General features: G+C 42.5%; 15 protein-coding genes and 2 tRNA genes. 12 read left to right on the top strand and 5 right to left on the bottom strand.

All coding sequences use genetic code 11. The features are described from left to right. Positions 1 to 293 precede the first annotated feature (293 nt). The 3 genes from cysD to AC1IR0_RS01605 all read left to right on the top strand — a co-directional run bounded on the left by cysD (position 294) and on the right by AC1IR0_RS01605 (position 3,380). Positions 294 to 1,208 carry a sulfate adenylyltransferase subunit CysD gene (cysD, locus tag AC1IR0_RS01615; protein WP_004730252.1) on the top strand — a complete coding sequence of 305 codons (915 nt, stop codon included), beginning with the start codon at positions 294 to 296 and terminating at the stop codon, positions 1,206 to 1,208. A gap of 137 nt (positions 1,209 to 1,345) precedes the next feature. Further along, entirely contained in the window at positions 1,346 to 2,962 is a 1,617-nt protein-coding gene (gene cysN, locus AC1IR0_RS01610; RefSeq protein WP_004279461.1) for a sulfate adenylyltransferase subunit CysN, read from the top strand. A gap of 145 nt (positions 2,963 to 3,107) precedes the next feature. After that, complete coding sequence (locus AC1IR0_RS01605; RefSeq protein ID WP_044111600.1) at positions 3,108 to 3,380, top strand: hypothetical protein; 273 nt, start codon at positions 3,108 to 3,110, stop codon at positions 3,378 to 3,380. A 69-nt stretch (positions 3,381 to 3,449) separates the two neighbouring features. Here AC1IR0_RS01605 and AC1IR0_RS01600 read toward each other — a convergent pair whose 3' ends face one another. Then, complete coding sequence (locus tag AC1IR0_RS01600) at positions 3,450 to 3,794, bottom strand: thioredoxin family protein (RefSeq protein ID WP_004646305.1); 345 nt, start codon at positions 3,792 to 3,794, stop codon at positions 3,450 to 3,452. A 130-nt stretch (positions 3,795 to 3,924) separates the two neighbouring features. Here AC1IR0_RS01600 and AC1IR0_RS01595 point away from each other — a divergent pair, with 130 nt between their 5' ends. The 3 genes from AC1IR0_RS01595 to AC1IR0_RS01585 all read left to right on the top strand — a co-directional run bounded on the left by AC1IR0_RS01595 (position 3,925) and on the right by AC1IR0_RS01585 (position 6,392). Continuing rightward, the gene (locus AC1IR0_RS01595; RefSeq protein ID WP_004646306.1) at positions 3,925 to 4,917 is read left to right on the top strand and encodes an NAD(P)H-quinone oxidoreductase; all 993 of its coding nucleotides are present in this window, start codon (positions 3,925 to 3,927) and stop codon (positions 4,915 to 4,917) included. A 215-nt stretch (positions 4,918 to 5,132) separates the two neighbouring features. Further along, complete coding sequence (locus AC1IR0_RS01590; protein WP_004646307.1) at positions 5,133 to 5,336, top strand: hypothetical protein; 204 nt, start codon at positions 5,133 to 5,135, stop codon at positions 5,334 to 5,336. Between the two features lie 153 nt (positions 5,337 to 5,489). Beyond that, positions 5,490 to 6,392, top strand: a complete 903-nt coding sequence (locus tag AC1IR0_RS01585) for a helix-turn-helix transcriptional regulator (protein ID WP_071850596.1) — start codon at positions 5,490 to 5,492, stop codon at positions 6,390 to 6,392. Between the two features lie 151 nt (positions 6,393 to 6,543). On the opposite strand, the gene AC1IR0_RS01580 is transcribed toward AC1IR0_RS01585, so the two are convergent. Continuing rightward, positions 6,544 to 6,629: transfer RNA gene (locus AC1IR0_RS01580), tRNA-Leu, on the bottom strand. Positions 6,630 to 6,639: 10 nt separating this feature from the next. Next, positions 6,640 to 6,713 (bottom strand) — tRNA-Cys (locus AC1IR0_RS01575). Positions 6,714 to 6,866: 153 nt separating this feature from the next. On the opposite strand from AC1IR0_RS01575, the gene folD reads away from it, so the two are divergent. Together folD and AC1IR0_RS01565 are read left to right on the top strand one after the other, a co-directional pair. Next, positions 6,867 to 7,715 (top strand): bifunctional methylenetetrahydrofolate dehydrogenase/methenyltetrahydrofolate cyclohydrolase FolD, encoded by an 849-nt coding sequence (folD, locus tag AC1IR0_RS01570; protein ID WP_004646309.1) that lies wholly within the window; start codon positions 6,867 to 6,869, stop codon positions 7,713 to 7,715. Between the two features lie 135 nt (positions 7,716 to 7,850). Beyond that, on the top strand, positions 7,851 to 8,519 hold the full coding sequence (locus tag AC1IR0_RS01565) for a class I SAM-dependent methyltransferase (protein ID WP_004279468.1): 669 nt from the start codon (positions 7,851 to 7,853) through the stop codon (positions 8,517 to 8,519). A gap of 73 nt (positions 8,520 to 8,592) precedes the next feature. On the opposite strand, the gene AC1IR0_RS01560 is transcribed toward AC1IR0_RS01565, so the two are convergent. Further along, complete coding sequence (locus AC1IR0_RS01560) at positions 8,593 to 9,015, bottom strand: hypothetical protein (protein ID WP_004646311.1); 423 nt, start codon at positions 9,013 to 9,015, stop codon at positions 8,593 to 8,595. A gap of 134 nt (positions 9,016 to 9,149) precedes the next feature. Further along, positions 9,150 to 10,979 (bottom strand): phosphoenolpyruvate carboxykinase (GTP), encoded by a 1,830-nt coding sequence (locus tag AC1IR0_RS01555; RefSeq protein ID WP_004279470.1) that lies wholly within the window; start codon positions 10,977 to 10,979, stop codon positions 9,150 to 9,152. Positions 10,980 to 11,396: 417 nt separating this feature from the next. Here AC1IR0_RS01555 and AC1IR0_RS01550 point away from each other — a divergent pair, with 417 nt between their 5' ends. The 4 genes from AC1IR0_RS01550 (at position 11,397) to groL (ending at position 15,256) form a co-directional block, all read left to right on the top strand. Beyond that, positions 11,397 to 12,335 carry a diacylglycerol/lipid kinase family protein gene (locus tag AC1IR0_RS01550; protein ID WP_034438446.1) on the top strand — a complete coding sequence of 313 codons (939 nt, stop codon included), beginning with the start codon at positions 11,397 to 11,399 and terminating at the stop codon, positions 12,333 to 12,335. Further along, positions 12,316 to 13,092: a metallophosphoesterase family protein gene (locus AC1IR0_RS01545; RefSeq protein ID WP_409653343.1), complete on the top strand. Its 777-nt coding sequence runs from the start codon at positions 12,316 to 12,318 to the stop codon at positions 13,090 to 13,092. The genes AC1IR0_RS01550 and AC1IR0_RS01545 overlap by 20 nt, the downstream gene beginning before the upstream one ends. 168 nt (positions 13,093 to 13,260) lie before the next feature. Next, the gene (locus AC1IR0_RS01540; protein WP_004646315.1) at positions 13,261 to 13,551 is read left to right on the top strand and encodes a co-chaperone GroES; all 291 of its coding nucleotides are present in this window, start codon (positions 13,261 to 13,263) and stop codon (positions 13,549 to 13,551) included. Between the two features lie 70 nt (positions 13,552 to 13,621). Continuing rightward, the gene (groL, locus tag AC1IR0_RS01535) at positions 13,622 to 15,256 is read left to right on the top strand and encodes a chaperonin GroEL (protein WP_004279474.1); all 1,635 of its coding nucleotides are present in this window, start codon (positions 13,622 to 13,624) and stop codon (positions 15,254 to 15,256) included. The last annotated feature ends 20 nt before the right edge of the window (positions 15,257 to 15,276 follow it).

Raw genomic sequence — 15,276 nt, 5'->3', positions numbered from 1 at the left:
ACTTACTCTAGTAATTTTTCAACTATTTGAGAATCACTACTTTAGATTATTTTTCTAGGATTTTATTGGTTTAGCGAAAGGTTAATATATACCTCTACCATACAATATCCTCGCTTGAATTGTGCAAATCATTGATTCATAAAAACTGATATTCATTATTGATGAATTTTTATATGAGCTTTTGATATATCAATATCATAAAACAAGCAATGGATAGGATAAGTAAATCATTATAATGAATATAAATTTTCAAAAGTGTCATAAGTACACGTTTTTCTAAGCTGGTGTTGTCCATGTCGTTAAATGAGGAAAGACTTACTCATCTCAAACAGCTTGAAGCTGAGAGTATTCATATCATCCGCGAAGTTGCTGCCGAGTTTGAAAATCCGGTCATGCTGTATTCGATTGGTAAAGATTCAGCGGTCATGCTGCATCTTGCGCTAAAAGCGTTTTACCCAGCAAAACTTCCATTTCCATTATTACATGTCGATACAGGCTGGAAGTTTAAAGACATGATCACTTTCCGGGACAACATGGCGAAAACCCATGGTTTCGATTTGATCGTGCATCAGAATAAAGAAGGGGTTGAGGCAGGTATTAACCCGTTCGACCACGGTAGTTCTAAATATACCGACATCATGAAAACTCAGGGCTTAAAACAGGCTCTGGATAAATACGGTTTTGATGCTGCTTTTGGTGGCGCGCGCCGTGATGAAGAAAAATCACGTGCGAAAGAACGTGTTTATTCATTCCGTGATTCGAAACATCGTTGGGATCCGAAAAACCAGCGCCCAGAACTTTGGAATCTTTATAACGGTAAAGTGAACAAGGGCGAAAGTATTCGTGTATTCCCATTATCTAACTGGACTGAGCTGGATATCTGGCAATACATCTATTTGGAAAGTATTCCATTAGTACCACTTTATTTGGCTGCAGAACGTCCTGTGGTTGAACGTAGTGGCACACTTATTATGGTTGATGATGAACGTATGCCTTTAAAAGAAGGTGAAGTTCCACAAATGAAATCGGTACGTTTCCGTACTTTGGGTTGTTATCCATTAACAGGTGCTGTGGAATCTACAGCCAATACCTTGCCGGAAATTATTCAGGAAATGTTACTGGCAACCAGTTCTGAGCGTCAAGGTCGTATGATTGACCATGATGAAGCAGGCTCAATGGAGAAGAAGAAGCAGGAAGGCTACTTCTAATTTAATCTCCCCCTGACCCCCTCTTTGAGAAAGAGGGGGGAGCTCCTAAAAGTAAATGGAGAAAGTCCCTTCTTTAATAAAGGGGGATATAGGGGGATTGAAAACCGATTTCTAAAGAATATGTGGAGCTTTGAGCGATGTCTCATCAATCTGATTTAATCAGCCAAGATATCTTGGGCTATCTGAAACAACATGAAAATAAAGACCTGTTGCGTTTCCTGACTTGCGGTAACGTGGACGATGGTAAATCGACGTTAATCGGTCGTCTGCTGTATGATTCAAAATTGATTTATGAAGATCAATTACAGGCCGTGACCCGTGACTCGAAGAAAGTCGGTACGACAGGTGATGCACCTGATTTGGCACTTCTGGTCGATGGTTTGCAAGCAGAGCGTGAGCAAGGTATTACCATTGATGTGGCCTATCGTTATTTTTCGACAGAAAAGCGTAAGTTCATCATCGCGGACACGCCGGGACACGAACAGTACACTCGTAACATGGCGACAGGTGCATCGACGTGTGACCTTGCAATCATTTTGATTGATGCACGTTATGGCGTGCAAACCCAGACACGTCGTCATACCTTTATTGCGAGTTTGCTCGGGATCAAGAACATCATTGTTGCGATCAACAAGATGGACTTGGTGGAATTCTCTGAAACACGTTTCAATGAAATCCAGGCTGAATATGCGGCATTCGTTGCACAATTGGGCGATCGTAAACCAAGCAATATCATCTTTACGCCTATTTCTGCATTGAATGGCGATAACGTGGTGAACAAGTCAGCCAATACGCCATGGTACACTGGTGAAACGCTGATGGGTACACTTGAATCGGTGGAAATTAACCGTAGTTCAGCGAAGCAGGATTTCCGTTTCCCTGTGCAATACGTGAACCGTCCAAACCTCGACTTCCGTGGTTTCTGCGGTACGATCGCACTTGGCGATATCAATGTTGGCGATACCGTAACAGCATTACCTTCTGGTAAATCATCGACTGTCAAAGAAATTGTCACTTTTGATGGCAATCTTGAGCATGCAGTTGCAGGTCAGGCAGTGACTTTAACGCTTAACGATGAAATTGATATTTCACGTGGTAACGTGTTAATTCGTGCGGATCAAGCTGTTCCAAATATTTCCCGTTCAGTTCAAGCGACTGTTGTGTGGATGGCAGATCAACCACTTGTACTGGGTAAGCTGTACAACATCAAGATTGGTACGCAAACCGTTCCGGCAAAAGTAACGGCAATTCATTACCGTACCAACGTTAACACATTGGAAAAAGTTCAGGTGGATAAACTTGAGCTAAATGCAATCGCCAATGTGACTGTTGAATTTGATGCACCAGTGGTCTTTGACCGTTATCAAGACAGCCGTTTCACCGGTTCGTTTATCTTCATCGATCGTTTGAATAACGTGACGATTGGTGCTGGTATGGTGGAAGAATCAGTTGAATGGTCTGCACACGATGAGCCTGTCACTGCAGAAGCACGTGCGGCACGTTTGGGTCAAAAACCTGCTGCGGTGACTGTATCTGGTAAAGCTTTGGAAAATGCTCAGGCGCTAGAAAGCTTGCTGATTCAGCAAGGGATCGTTGCTATTGCTAAAGCAGGTTTGAATGCGGAGCAGGTTGCACTGGTTCGTGAAACTGGTGTGGTTGTGATTACCGATGCTGCTGAAGGTACAGACACGACTTTAACCGTAGATACAGTTGAAGAACTTGCTGAGAAGATTGTGGAATTGGTTCGTCTTTAAGACTGGACTGATTTGAAGAAACCCGCTGAAAAGCGGGTTTTTTATTGCCTAAATTTTGATTGCATGAAAATCATTCGATTAGTCAAAATGTGATCTTTCAATTTACTAGTCAATTAATACAATACTCCCTAGATTTGAGGAATATATGAAAAAATTAATATTGCTGGCTGGCTTGTGTGTGGCTTTTGGAGCTGAAGCCAAACAGAGCAGCCAAAGCGTTGAAGCAATCAAGCAAAAAATAATCCAGCAGTCGATTGAGAATTATCCGGGAAATTGTCCGTGTCCTTACAATACTGCACGTAATGGTAGTCGTTGTGGTAAGCGTAGTGCTTATAATCGTGCAGGCGGATATGCGCCGCTGTGTTATCCGGAAGATGTGAGTGATCGAATGGTAAAGGAATATAAAGGGCGTAGTTAATTAAAGGCTCCGTATTTAGATAGTGAGCTAAAAGAAATATTTTTGTTAGATTTGGCTTCACATGGGTAATTATTCATAAGAATCATTGAGGACTAAGGCCAGAATTGCTTTCATTTCGGTTAAACTTTTCACGCCTGCAATCCTTTTAATAATTTCTCCATTTCTAAAAATAAGCGTAGAAGGCAAACCATAGGCATTATAGCGCAAGGTTAAAATCGGAGACTGATCCACATTGATCTTGCCAAATTTAACTTCAGGATTTACCTCAGCATAGTATGTCGCCAGTTCGGCAAAGACCGGAAAATTCTGAACACAGGGCTTGCACCAGTCTGCATAAAAGCGAATCACGGCAAAACCTTCAAACCACTCAAAATCACTGTAATTGTTTTCGTTATATTCGATCACTTGGGTCATGGTTGGCCTATTATCAATTTCCTGAATAGTCCCCCGATTATACATAAGTCCGATGTAGCTTCATTCCTCATGCTAACTATGTTCAAATAAGTCCAAGATATATGAAATGCATAGATTAGGGAAAGAAATCATGTCGCAACAAACCATGCAGCAAGTCATTATTACAGAACCAGGTGGTGTCGATAAACTCGCTTATGAAACGGTGACTTTACCTGAACCTAAAGCAGATGAAGTTCTGGTGAAAGTTCATGCCTTTGGTATTAACCGTCCAGATATCCTGCAGCGTCAAGGCTTATATCCGATGCCGAAAGGGGTAACGCCAGTTCCTGGCCTGGAAGTGGCAGGTGAGGTGGTTGCGATTGGTAGTGATGTAAGTCAGTTTAAAGTTGGTGATCAAGTCTGTGGTTTGACCAATGGTGGCGGTTATGCTGAATATTGCGTCATACCTGAAAGCCAGACCTTGAATATTCCTGAAGGCGTAAGTTTTGTACAGGCAGCGGCCATTCCTGAAACTTTCTTTACTGTATGGGCGAACGTGTTCCAGATGGGTAAGGCCAAAGCAGGGGAAACTGTACTGGTACATGGTGGAACGAGCGGGATTGGTACGACTGCTTTAATGTTATGTAAATCACTCGGAATCAAAACTTTTGCAACTGTCGGTTCAGATGAAAAAGTTGCGGCTATTTCTGATTTAACCACGGCTATTAATTATAAAACTCAGGACTTTGAGCAAGTTATTAATGAAGCCACTGACAATGGTGGTGTCGATGTCATTTTAGATATGGTCGGTGCACCATATTTAGAGCGTAATTTGAATTTGTTGCGCCGTGATGGACGTCTGGTCTATATCGCTTTCTTGGGTGGTGCCAAGGCCAAAGAAGTCAAACTGGGTCAAATCATGATGAAACGTCTGACCATTACCGGTTCGACCATGCGTGCACGCAGCACGGCTGAAAAAGCGGAAATTGCACAAGGCCTGAAAGAGCAGATTGCACCATTGTGGGCAAAAGGCGAATGTCTCCCGATGATCTATAAAACGTTTAAGTTCGATCAGATTCAGGATGCCCATGCCACAATGGATACTGGAGAGCATGTGGGTAAAGTTGTAGTTGAAATTATTTAATACGAGATAAGTGATTCAAAAAAAGCCAGTAATTTTACTGGCTTTTTTTAATTTTAAGTAAAATATTATTACAAATAAATATATAAAATCTTGAATAAAAATTAAAAAATGTTAACTGTTCGACACAACCTGTCAATTATGACACGTAAATTGCATGTATAGATAATTCCGACCAAATGGTTAAACATTCACATGAATGTGAGAGGGAAAATAAGATGAAAATTATTTCAACAGCATATAGTTCAAAACATAGTTTAAGAGCATTACGACGTATTCATAAAATGATTATTCGCGGAACCATCAGCTGGGTAGAGTTACATAAAATGTATCGGGCGATGCTGCATCTGGAGCGTTATATAGAAAGATTAACAATACAAAATCGTCATTCAAGCAAGAAAGCATCCAGAAAATCCAAATAAGATCTTGTATGTTTAGGGTGAATAAAGGGTCAAGATCTGATGCAAAAAAATATCTTAGACTTTGTCCTAATATTATTCATTGATCGGCATTCAGTATAATCATTCAACATCTAGCGATAAATAAGTACATGAGAATGTATTAAGTGGGGATTTATGAAGCGCCCAGCTTCAACACATGAGCGTCTTGCAGAGCGTTTAGCCAGAATTTTGACCAAATTAAACGTCGGATATCAACTCCGGGCTGCAGAGCTAGCTGCAGAATTTCAGGTCAGCACCCGCACCATTGAGCGTGATTTTGATCGTCTAGGCTCTTACTTACCCTTACTTCAAGATGAACAGAAACGATATTATCTGGAACCCTCTTATTTAGGGCGGTTTAAATTGCAGGATATCCAGACTTTTGCCCAGCTTTCGGGGATCAGTGAGTTGTATCCGGCGTTGGATATGTCTTTTATGCGTGAACTGCTGGATGAGCGGGCAAATCAGGTATTTTCGGCAAAAGGCTATTATTTTGAAGATGCCAAACAGTTTGCCGAACATTTCAAGTTGCTTGCAAGCGCAATCTATAAACGTCAGCAGGTTGAGTTGCAATATTCAGATCAATTGCGAATCATTAAGCCTTATCGCTTGATTCACCATCATGGTATCTGGTATCTGGTGGGCGTAGATCAGGACAAGTTGCGCACTTATCGCTTAAGTCAGGTGCAACAGCTCAAGCTGGTTTCTAAGGCGGAGAGCTTTGCGCATGATCCTGAAATACTGAAAATGCTGGCAGATGAAGACAGCATCTGGTTTGGGCAGCAAAAGCAGCAAGTCTTAATCAGGGTACAACCTGAAGTCACGGTCTTTTTTAAAGAGCGCCGTTTATTTCCAGAACAGCAGATCGAGCAGGAAGCCGAGACTGGAGAGTTAGTGATCAGTTGCCAGATTCGTCACGAAATGCAGTTGTTGCCTTTGGTGCGTTACTGGTTGCCCTATGTGAAAATTATTGAGCCGATTCATTTTCAGCAGAAACTGGAACAGGATTTGCAAGGATATTTACGTTCTGCTGGATGATATTGAGAAAGCAGAGCAAGAGGGCCTGATTAATGATGACACTTTAAATGGGAATTTAATTTACTTATTTTTTGACTAACTAAATTACAGATATAAAAAAACCAGCTTTCGCTGGGTTCTTTATTTGCACCATCTTTCTATAGTAGAAGAATGGTGCCCGAGGCCAGACTCGAACTGGCACGCTTTGTGGGCGGGGGATTTTAAATCCCCTGTGTCTACCGATTTCACCACTCGGGCTTTAACAAGATGGAGGCGGAGGTCGGAATCGAACCGGCGTCCACGGAGTTGCAGTCCGCTGCATGACCACTCTGCCACCCCGCCGCGTCTTGTTGATGCGTATATTAGCAAGCTCAGAAAAAAAAACAATAGTGTATTCATCTGTATGCGCATAAAAACATCATCTGGCGGAAAATATTTAAATTATTCATGTAGAATGTGCAAAATTGATTCATATCAACACTTGGGAGAAGTGCCGTGGCATTAGTTCTAGACGGTCGTGCATTGGCGAAGCAAATTGAAGCTGACTTGTTTACTCGCGTAGAAGCGCTGAAAGCAAAATCAGGTCGTACTCCAATTCTTGCGACGATTTTGGTAGGTGACGATGGTGCATCTGCAACTTATGTTCGCATGAAAGGCAATGCCTGCCGCCGTGTTGGTATGGATTCACTCAAAGTGGAACTTCCTAAAGAAACCACAACTGAAGAATTATTGGCTGAAATTGAAAAATTAAATGCAAATCCTGATGTGCACGGTATTCTGCTTCAGCACCCGGTTCCTGCGCAAATTGATGAGCGTGCCTGTTTCGATGCAATCTCGCTTGAAAAAGACGTAGATGGTGTCACTTGCCTGGGCTATGGTCGTATGGCAATGGGTGAGGCAGCCTATGGTTCAGCGACGCCTGCGGGTATTATGACTATCCTGAAAGAGAACAACATTGAAATCGCTGGTAAACATGCGGTAGTTGTAGGTCGTTCTGCAATTTTGGGTAAACCAATGGCTGCGATGCTGCTAGAAGCGAATGCAACCGTAACCATTTGCCATTCACGTACTCAAGATCTTGCAAGCTTTGTTAAGCAAGCAGATATCATTGTCGGTGCGGTAGGTAAAGCAGAATTAATTCAAAAAGACTGGATCAAACAAGGTGCAGTGGTTGTTGATGCTGGTTTCCATCCACGTGATGGCGGTGGTGTTGGTGATATCCAACTTGTTGGCATTGAAGAAATTGCTTCTGCTTACACACCAGTTCCGGGTGGTGTAGGTCCAATGACGATTACCACTTTAATCCGTCAAACGGTTGAAGCTGCTGAAAAAGCTTTAGGTTAATCAAATCCTCCCTAACCCTCCTTTTTCAAAGGAGGGAACTCTGATCACTATTTTTGGATGGAGTTTCCCCCTCTTTTTTAAAGAGGGGCTAGGGGAGATTCTTCAAAGACATTAATACTAATTAAAAGAAATCTAATGAGCTGCACCTTCCGACTCCCTCAAGCCCCAGAACATCTACTAAAAGCCTTGCATGATGTGATTCCACACTGTGAGCTACATGCACAGCAATTGCCGGATACACCCATTTCCCTGTGGCTGATTCCGCCAGTATTCCCAACAGATAAGCTGGATGATGAGGTGATTCGTCGCATTTGGAATGATACACCATACTGGATCTTTTGCTGGGCCTCAGGCTTGGCGATGGCGCAGTGGCTATTGGCAGAGCCGCATCATGTTAAAGACAAAGTAGTTTTGGATTTTGGGGCGGGATCGGGCGTAGTTGCCATTGCGGCGAAAATGGCAGGTGCAAAACGTGTGATCTGCTGTGATATCGATCAAGTTAGTCTAGATGCCTGTCGTGCCAATGCAGAGCTAAATGATGTCGAGCTTGAATATCTGGATGACCTATATAAGGCAGAGAAAGTGGATATTTTATTAGCCGCAGATGTGCTCTATGATCAATGTAACCGTTTCTTCCTGGATGAGTTTTTAAAATTTGCACCTGAGGTGTGGGTTGCAGACAGTCGGGTAAAAAACTTTAGTCATCCTCAATATGAAAAACTGGATGAGCGTAGTGCGACGACCTGGCCGGATTTGGATGAATCGCCCGAATTTCGTAATGTCAGTTTCTATAAAACACGTTAAATTTAAAAAATTAAAAAGGGCACTAGGCCCTTTTTGATTGTCTTACTCTGATTAAGTAACTAAGTATCAGATATTAAGAACAGGTATAACGAATAACCCGCATGGTCGTAGGGCGGGCTTCTAAAGCTTCGCGTGCACCCGGGTTCTCGCTATTATGTAAATCAGGCGTATTGCTCAAGCTGATTTGCGTGCGGCTATTACCCAGTTGGCGGCCATAGTTTTCCTGTTCCGCAGTTGGATTGGAAATTTCATTGGTGCTTAAAATCTGGATGTTGTAAGTTTTGGAATTTCCTAATACGTGTCTGCAAGCGGCTTGCAAGCGATTTTCATCCTGGCTTGGTCGTCCTGAGAGGGTGTAGCTCAAGGTTGCTGTATTGCCTGAACGTTCCAGAATTTCATAGCCACTTTGTCCATTGAATTGATGGGGTGTGGTCTGACATGCACTCAGTACGAAACTGCTCGCAGCCATAGCCAAAATTACTGTTGTTCTTTTCATATTTATAGTTCCTGAAGTCTTGGCTTAAGTATGCCATATTTTGCTTAAACTGCTGCTCTGGTCAATTGTGATCAATTGTTTAAACAGCCAATAAAAAAGGCCGCTTATGCGACCTTTTTTAATTAAATCAGCAATTAAGCAGATTTAACCGCAGCAATAAGTTCTGCTTGACGAGTTTTTAACGCTTCCGGTAAACGCTCACCCAGCTTGTCGAACAATTCAGTGTGGCTTTCAAGTTCTTTGATCCATTGATCTTTATCTTGAGAAGTTACTAGGTCAAACTGTTCTTTAGTGAAGTCAGAACCAGTCCAGTTCAACTGTTCGTAAGTAGGAACTAGGCCGATTGGTGTTTCAACAGCATCAGCACGACCTTCACAACGGTCAATGATCCACTCAAGAACACGCATGTTTTGACCGAAACCAGGCCATACGAAGTTGCCTTCAGCATCACGACGGAACCAGTTCACGTTGTAGATACCTGGAAGTTTGTTGCCAGCAGCGGCAGCTTTCGCGCCCACTTGCTCGCCCATTTCTAACCAGTGCGTGAAGTAATCCGCCATGTTGTAGCCAGCGAATGGCAGCATCGCGAACGGGTCACGACGAACAACACCTTGTTGACCAACAGCAGCAGCAGTTGTTTCAGAGCCCATCGTTGCAGCTTTGTAAACACCGTCAACCCAGTCAAATGCTTCTGAAATTAGAGGCACAGTGTCTGCACGGCGACCACCGAAGATGAACGCAGAAATTGGCACGCCAGCTGGATTTTCCCAGTCAGCGTCAATAGAAGGGCATTGACCAGCTGCAACTGTGAAACGAGCATTTGGATGCGCTGCTTTTTCTTCGCCAGTGTGTGGTTGACCTTTCCAGTTAGTCAGGTTGGCAGGCGCTTCTTTAGTCAGACCTTCCCACCATACTTCACCGTTGTCAGTCACAGCGACGTTTGTATAAATCACGTCTTTGTGCATGGTTGCCATACAGTTCGGGTTGGTCTTGGTGTTGGTACCAGGCGCTACACCGAAGAAGCCAGCTTCAGGGTTGATTGCATATAAGCGACCGTCTTCACCTGGTTTGATCCAAGCAATATCGTCACCTACAGTTTCAATCTTCCAGCCTTCATAGCCTGCTGGTGGAATCAACATAGCGAAGTTTGTTTTACCACATGCAGATGGGAATGCAGCTGCGATGTAGTGTTTTTCGCCTTGTGGATTGGTCACGCCAAGGATCAGCATGTGTTCAGCTAACCAGCCTTGTTGACGACCCATAAATGATGCAATACGTAATGCCAGGCATTTTTTACCCAACAATGCGTTACCGCCATAACCAGAACCATAAGACCAGATCTCACGAGTTTCTGGGTAATGCACGATGTATTTTTCTTTGTTGCAAGGCCATGCAACATCTTTTTCGCCATTCGCAAGCGGAGCACCTACAGTGTGTACGCAAGGAACGTATTCACCGTCAGTACCAAGAACGTCATAAACAGCTTTACCCATACGAGCCATTTTAGACATGCTTACTGCAACGTAAGGAGAGTCAGTTAACTCGATACCGATATGAGCGATATGAGAACCCAATGGACCCATTGAGAATGGAACCACATAAAGTGTACGACCTGCCATTGAACCGTCAAATAAACCGTTCAATTTTTCGCGCATGACAGCAGGTGCTTCCCAGTTGTTGGTCGCGCCAGCATCGTCTTTGTTTTCAGAACAGATGTAAGTACGATCTTCAACACGTGCTACGTCAGAAGGATCAGAATTTGCAAGATAAGAACCAGGATGAGTTTCTTGATTCAGCGCTTGCATTGTGCCGTTAGCGATCATCAAGTCGATATAACGTTGATATTCTTCTGCGCTACCGTCACACCATTCAATTTTTGCTGGTTTTGTTAATTTAGCAATCTCTTCCACCCAAGCAATAAGCTTAGGGTGACGAACGAATTCTGGTGCGTTCACTTGGGTCATGGTGAGGCCTATCTCAAATGTGTACAAATTAGATGTACAAAGTACAATCCGAGCAATAAAAAATATCGCCCAGATGAAGTATGAAAAAAAGTGGCTGTATTAAAGCATAAAATGATAAAAAAAATAAGACCAAAGAAGTGCTAGATTTCTTTTGGAATATAATGCTATTTTATTTATAAATATAAGTAAAACAACAAGATAAAACTAAACATTTGAATTATTAAGGTTATTTATATAAGTGATGAGTGGTATTTATTTTAAAAATTGATATTAAAATCATTATCTTAATTTTATAAGATCTCTAATATTCATTATTGATTAAATAAATGGTTGCCATTTGAATTTTACATAAAGCCACTGTTAATTGTCTATGAATTGGACAAAATGCCAATAGGCTTCAATGAAATTGCGCGAAAAATGTCTAATCAATCTAAACCCTTATCGCTGATTTTTAATCATAAAGCTGGTTTTCGCATACAGGGGCCAGAAGGCATTTATGAACAGCTGATCGATATATTTTCAGCGCAGGGTTATCAAACTAAAGCTTATGAAATCAATGATTCACAGCAATTTGATAAAATTATGGTTGAGGTGCTTGAACAGCATTTGGCATCTAGCGAGTCAGGAATCATCGTTGCGGCAGGCGGAGATGGCACTTTAAATACAGTCGCCAAACATGTGTTGAATACGCAAATTCCTGTCGGTATTTTGCCTTTAGGGACTTTTAACTATGTGGCGAGATTATTGGGGATTCCGCTGGATTTGCTTGAAGCGGCAAAAGTGATTGCGACAGGACAGCCACAACGTATGAATGTTGCTCGTATCAATCAGGAAATTTATCTGAATAATGCCAGTTTAGGTCTATATCCTTTATTTATTAAAAAACGTGAAGACTATAATCGTATTTTTGGTCGCTTACCGCTACATGCCTATACTTCTGCACTGGATGTTTTAATTCGCGACCGTAAAGAATTAAAACTAAAAATCTGGGTGGATCAAAAGAAATATCCGGTAAAAACACCACTGATTTTTTTTGGCAATAATCCCTTGCAACTGGCGGATATGAAAATGCGCATTGCAGAAGCGGCTGAAAAAGGCAAAGTGGCGGGAGTTGTAGTTTCTAAAAGTGATAAGCTTACTTTATTTAAGCTAGTGTATCAGCTGATTCGTGGCAAGATTGACCAGGCATCGGATGTTTATAGTTTTGCAGCCGATCAAGTTCGAATCGAATCCCGAGCCAAGAAACTGATGGTAGCGATTGATGGGGAAATTGTGGAAATGGCCCCGCCACTCAATATTTCTGTATTAAAAGATAGCCTAAACGTAATGGTGCCACATGATCCTGCATCTGTCTGATCTGCATTTTGGAACAGAGAAGCCGGAGTGTTTAGAAGCGATTCGGCATTTCTGTCAGACCCATCCACTTGAAGCCGTCGTCATCAGTGGTGACCTGACTCAGCGCGCACGTTTGGGTCAATTCTTTGCCTGCAAAAAATTTTTAGATCAGCTCAATACGCCTTATATGGTGATCCCGGGGAATCATGATATTCCGCTCTATCATTTGTGGAATCGGCTTTTCAATCCATTTACCCGTTACCAGATTTTTTTTGGTGAATTGGAGCCAATATTTGAAACTGAAAATTTTTATCTGATTGGGGTGAATTCGATCCGACGTCGATATCATACCAAAGGGCATTTATCCCTTGAGCAGATTCAGCGTATTGATTTGCAACTGGCTCAGGCGCCTGCGTTCAAATTAAAAATCATTGTCAGCCATCAACCTTTTTATGTGCCTTTTCAAAATAAGCGCGGTTTCAAGGACAGCCCATTGATGGCCAAAATTGCTTTAGAGGCCTGGGCAGAGCATGGTCTGTTTGCGCTGTTGCATGGGCATCTGCATCAACCGGCGATTTATGATTTGAATCAGATGTTCGGATTGGGGATGGATCATCCTGTATATGATGTACATGCAGGGACTTCTGCGTCAAATCGTCTACATAAAGATGAACCGAACAGCTTTAATCTGATTGATGCCACAGGAAAAATTTCTCAATATTTATTCGATGAAGTGGCACAAGCCTTTATGTTGAAGGCTGATCTGCCGAATAAATAGACGAAAACCTATGATTCGTTAAAAAAAACCAATTTTTTTTCATTTTTGCCCTTGAAGCGTTTTATTCCATCTCCATAAAAGTGACATCAAAAATTTTTGATGATGACCCATGGAATAATTAAGTCGTCATCAGTGACCTAAAAAAGACTTAGTCTGATGGAGTTATTTATGAGCAACATTCGTCCATTACATGACCGCGTTGTTATTCGTCGTGTTGAAGAAGAAACTAAAACAGCTGGGGGCATTTTACTTCCAGGTTCGGCTGCTGAAAAACCTGCTCAAGGTGAAATCATTGCAGTTGGTAATGGTCAAATCACTGACAATGGCGTACGCGCGTTAGACGTAAAAGTTGGCGACAAAGTATTGTTCGGTACTTATGCAGGCACTACTGTAAAAGTAAACGGCGAAGAGCTTTTAATCATGAAAGAATCTGACATTTTAGCGGTATTAGAAGCTTAATCTGCGCTAAAAAAGTTTTATTCATTCCAAATCAGATTTTGTAAAGATACAACAATATTCGGAGTCAAATATGTCAGCTAAAGACGTAAAATTTGGTGATTCAGCTCGTTCAAAAATGATTGCTGGTGTAAACACCCTTGCAGATGCAGTAAAGGTTACTTTGGGTCCTAAGGGCCGTAACGTTGTTATCGACCGTTCTTTTGGTGCACCGCACATCACTAAAGATGGTGTCACTGTTGCCAAAGAAATTACGCTGAAAGACAAGTTCGAGAACATGGGTGCTCAACTGGTTCGTGAAGTTTCTTCAAAAACTAACGATATCGCAGGTGATGGTACAACGACTGCAACTGTATTGGCACAAGCAATTTTGAATGAAGGCATCAAGTCAGTAACAGCGGGTATGAACCCAATGGACTTGAAACGCGGTATCGATATTGCAGTACGTTCTGTTGTTGAAAACATCAAGGCAACTGCAAAACCAGCATCAGACTCTAAAGCGATTGAACAAGTAGGTTCGATCTCTGCTAACTCTGACACGACTGTAGGCCAGCTGATTGCGCAAGCAATGGAAAAAGTGGGCAAAGAAGGCGTAATCACGGTTGAAGAAGGTTCAGGCTTCGAAGATTCGCTTGACGTAGTTGAAGGTATGCAGTTCGATCGCGGTTATATCTCTCCATACTTCGCGAACAAACAAGATACTTTGACAGCAGAACTTGAAAATCCATTCATTCTTCTTGTTGATAAAAAAATCAGCAATATTCGTGAATTGATTACAGTACTTGAAGCTGTTGCTAAAACTGGCAAACCGCTTTTAATCATTTCTGAAGATGTTGAAGGCGAAGCGCTTGCGACGCTTGTTGTCAACAACATGCGCGGTATTATCAAAGTGTGTGCGGTGAAAGCACCTGGTTTTGGTGACCGTCGTAAAGCTATGCTTCAAGACATCGCGATCTTGACTGGCGGTACTGTGATTTCTGAAGAAATCGGCATGCAGCTGGATCAAACGACGCTTGATCACTTGGGTACAGCACATAAAGTAACTGTATCTAAAGAAAATACTGTAATTGTAGATGGTGCTGGTAATGCTGGCCAAATCGCTGACCGTGTACAGCAAATCCGTGCACAGATCGAAGAATCTACTTCAGAATATGACAAAGAAAAACTTCAAGAGCGTGTAGCGAAACTTGCTGGCGGTGTTGCTGTCATCAAAATCGGTGCTGCAACTGAAGTTGCAATGAAAGAGAAGAAAGACCGTGTAGACGACGCGCTTCACGCGACTCGCGCTGCGGTTGAAGAAGGTGTTGTTGCGGGTGGTGGTGTTGCACTAGTACGTGCTGCATCTGCACTTGAAGGCGTAACAGGCGCGAATGATGACCAAAACGTAGGTATCAACATTCTTCGCCGCGCGATTGAAGCACCGCTTCGTCAAATCGTATCTAACGCAGGTGATGAGCCTTCTGTAGTGATCAACGCTGTGAAGAATGGCGAAGGTAACTTCGGTTATAACGCTGCAACTGGCGAATATGGCGATATGCTGGAAATGGGTATTCTTGACCCTGCTAAAGTAACGCGTTCTGCACTTGAGCACGCCGCTTCTGTTGCTGGCTTGATGCTGACCACTGAATGCATGATCACTGAAATCCCAGAAGACAAACCTGCAATGCCTGATATGGGTGGCATGGGTGGTATGGGCGGCATGATGTAATTCATCATCCGAGCATTTCA

The organism is Acinetobacter sp. 129952 (assembly GCF_056642055.1).
Note: the sequence above shows the minus strand (reverse complement) of the source record. Positions and strands in the feature narration are given on the sequence as shown.

What these genes read in the sequence shown, in the direction of transcription:
- AC1IR0_RS01540 (WP_004646315.1), top strand. Translation starts at nt 13,261, where the DNA reads ATGAGCAACATTCGTCCATTACATGACCGCGTTGTTATTCGTCGTGTT.
- AC1IR0_RS01555 (WP_004279470.1), bottom strand. Translation starts at nt 10,979, where the DNA reads ATGACCCAAGTGAACGCACCAGAATTCGTTCGTCACCCTAAGCTTATT.
- AC1IR0_RS01545 (WP_409653343.1), top strand. Translation starts at nt 12,316, where the DNA reads ATGATCCTGCATCTGTCTGATCTGCATTTTGGAACAGAGAAGCCGGAG.
- AC1IR0_RS01565 (WP_004279468.1), top strand. Translation starts at nt 7,851, where the DNA reads ATGAGCTGCACCTTCCGACTCCCTCAAGCCCCAGAACATCTACTAAAA.
- cysD (WP_004730252.1), top strand. Translation starts at nt 294, where the DNA reads ATGTCGTTAAATGAGGAAAGACTTACTCATCTCAAACAGCTTGAAGCT.
- AC1IR0_RS01560 (WP_004646311.1), bottom strand. Translation starts at nt 9,015, where the DNA reads ATGAAAAGAACAACAGTAATTTTGGCTATGGCTGCGAGCAGTTTCGTA.
- AC1IR0_RS01605 (WP_044111600.1), top strand. Translation starts at nt 3,108, where the DNA reads ATGAAAAAATTAATATTGCTGGCTGGCTTGTGTGTGGCTTTTGGAGCT.
- cysN (WP_004279461.1), top strand. Translation starts at nt 1,346, where the DNA reads ATGTCTCATCAATCTGATTTAATCAGCCAAGATATCTTGGGCTATCTG.
- AC1IR0_RS01590 (WP_004646307.1), top strand. Translation starts at nt 5,133, where the DNA reads ATGAAAATTATTTCAACAGCATATAGTTCAAAACATAGTTTAAGAGCA.
- AC1IR0_RS01595 (WP_004646306.1), top strand. Translation starts at nt 3,925, where the DNA reads ATGTCGCAACAAACCATGCAGCAAGTCATTATTACAGAACCAGGTGGT.
- groL (WP_004279474.1), top strand. Translation starts at nt 13,622, where the DNA reads ATGTCAGCTAAAGACGTAAAATTTGGTGATTCAGCTCGTTCAAAAATG.
- AC1IR0_RS01550 (WP_034438446.1), top strand. Translation starts at nt 11,397, where the DNA reads ATGTCTAATCAATCTAAACCCTTATCGCTGATTTTTAATCATAAAGCT.
- AC1IR0_RS01600 (WP_004646305.1), bottom strand. Translation starts at nt 3,794, where the DNA reads ATGACCCAAGTGATCGAATATAACGAAAACAATTACAGTGATTTTGAG.
- AC1IR0_RS01585 (WP_071850596.1), top strand. Translation starts at nt 5,490, where the DNA reads ATGAAGCGCCCAGCTTCAACACATGAGCGTCTTGCAGAGCGTTTAGCC.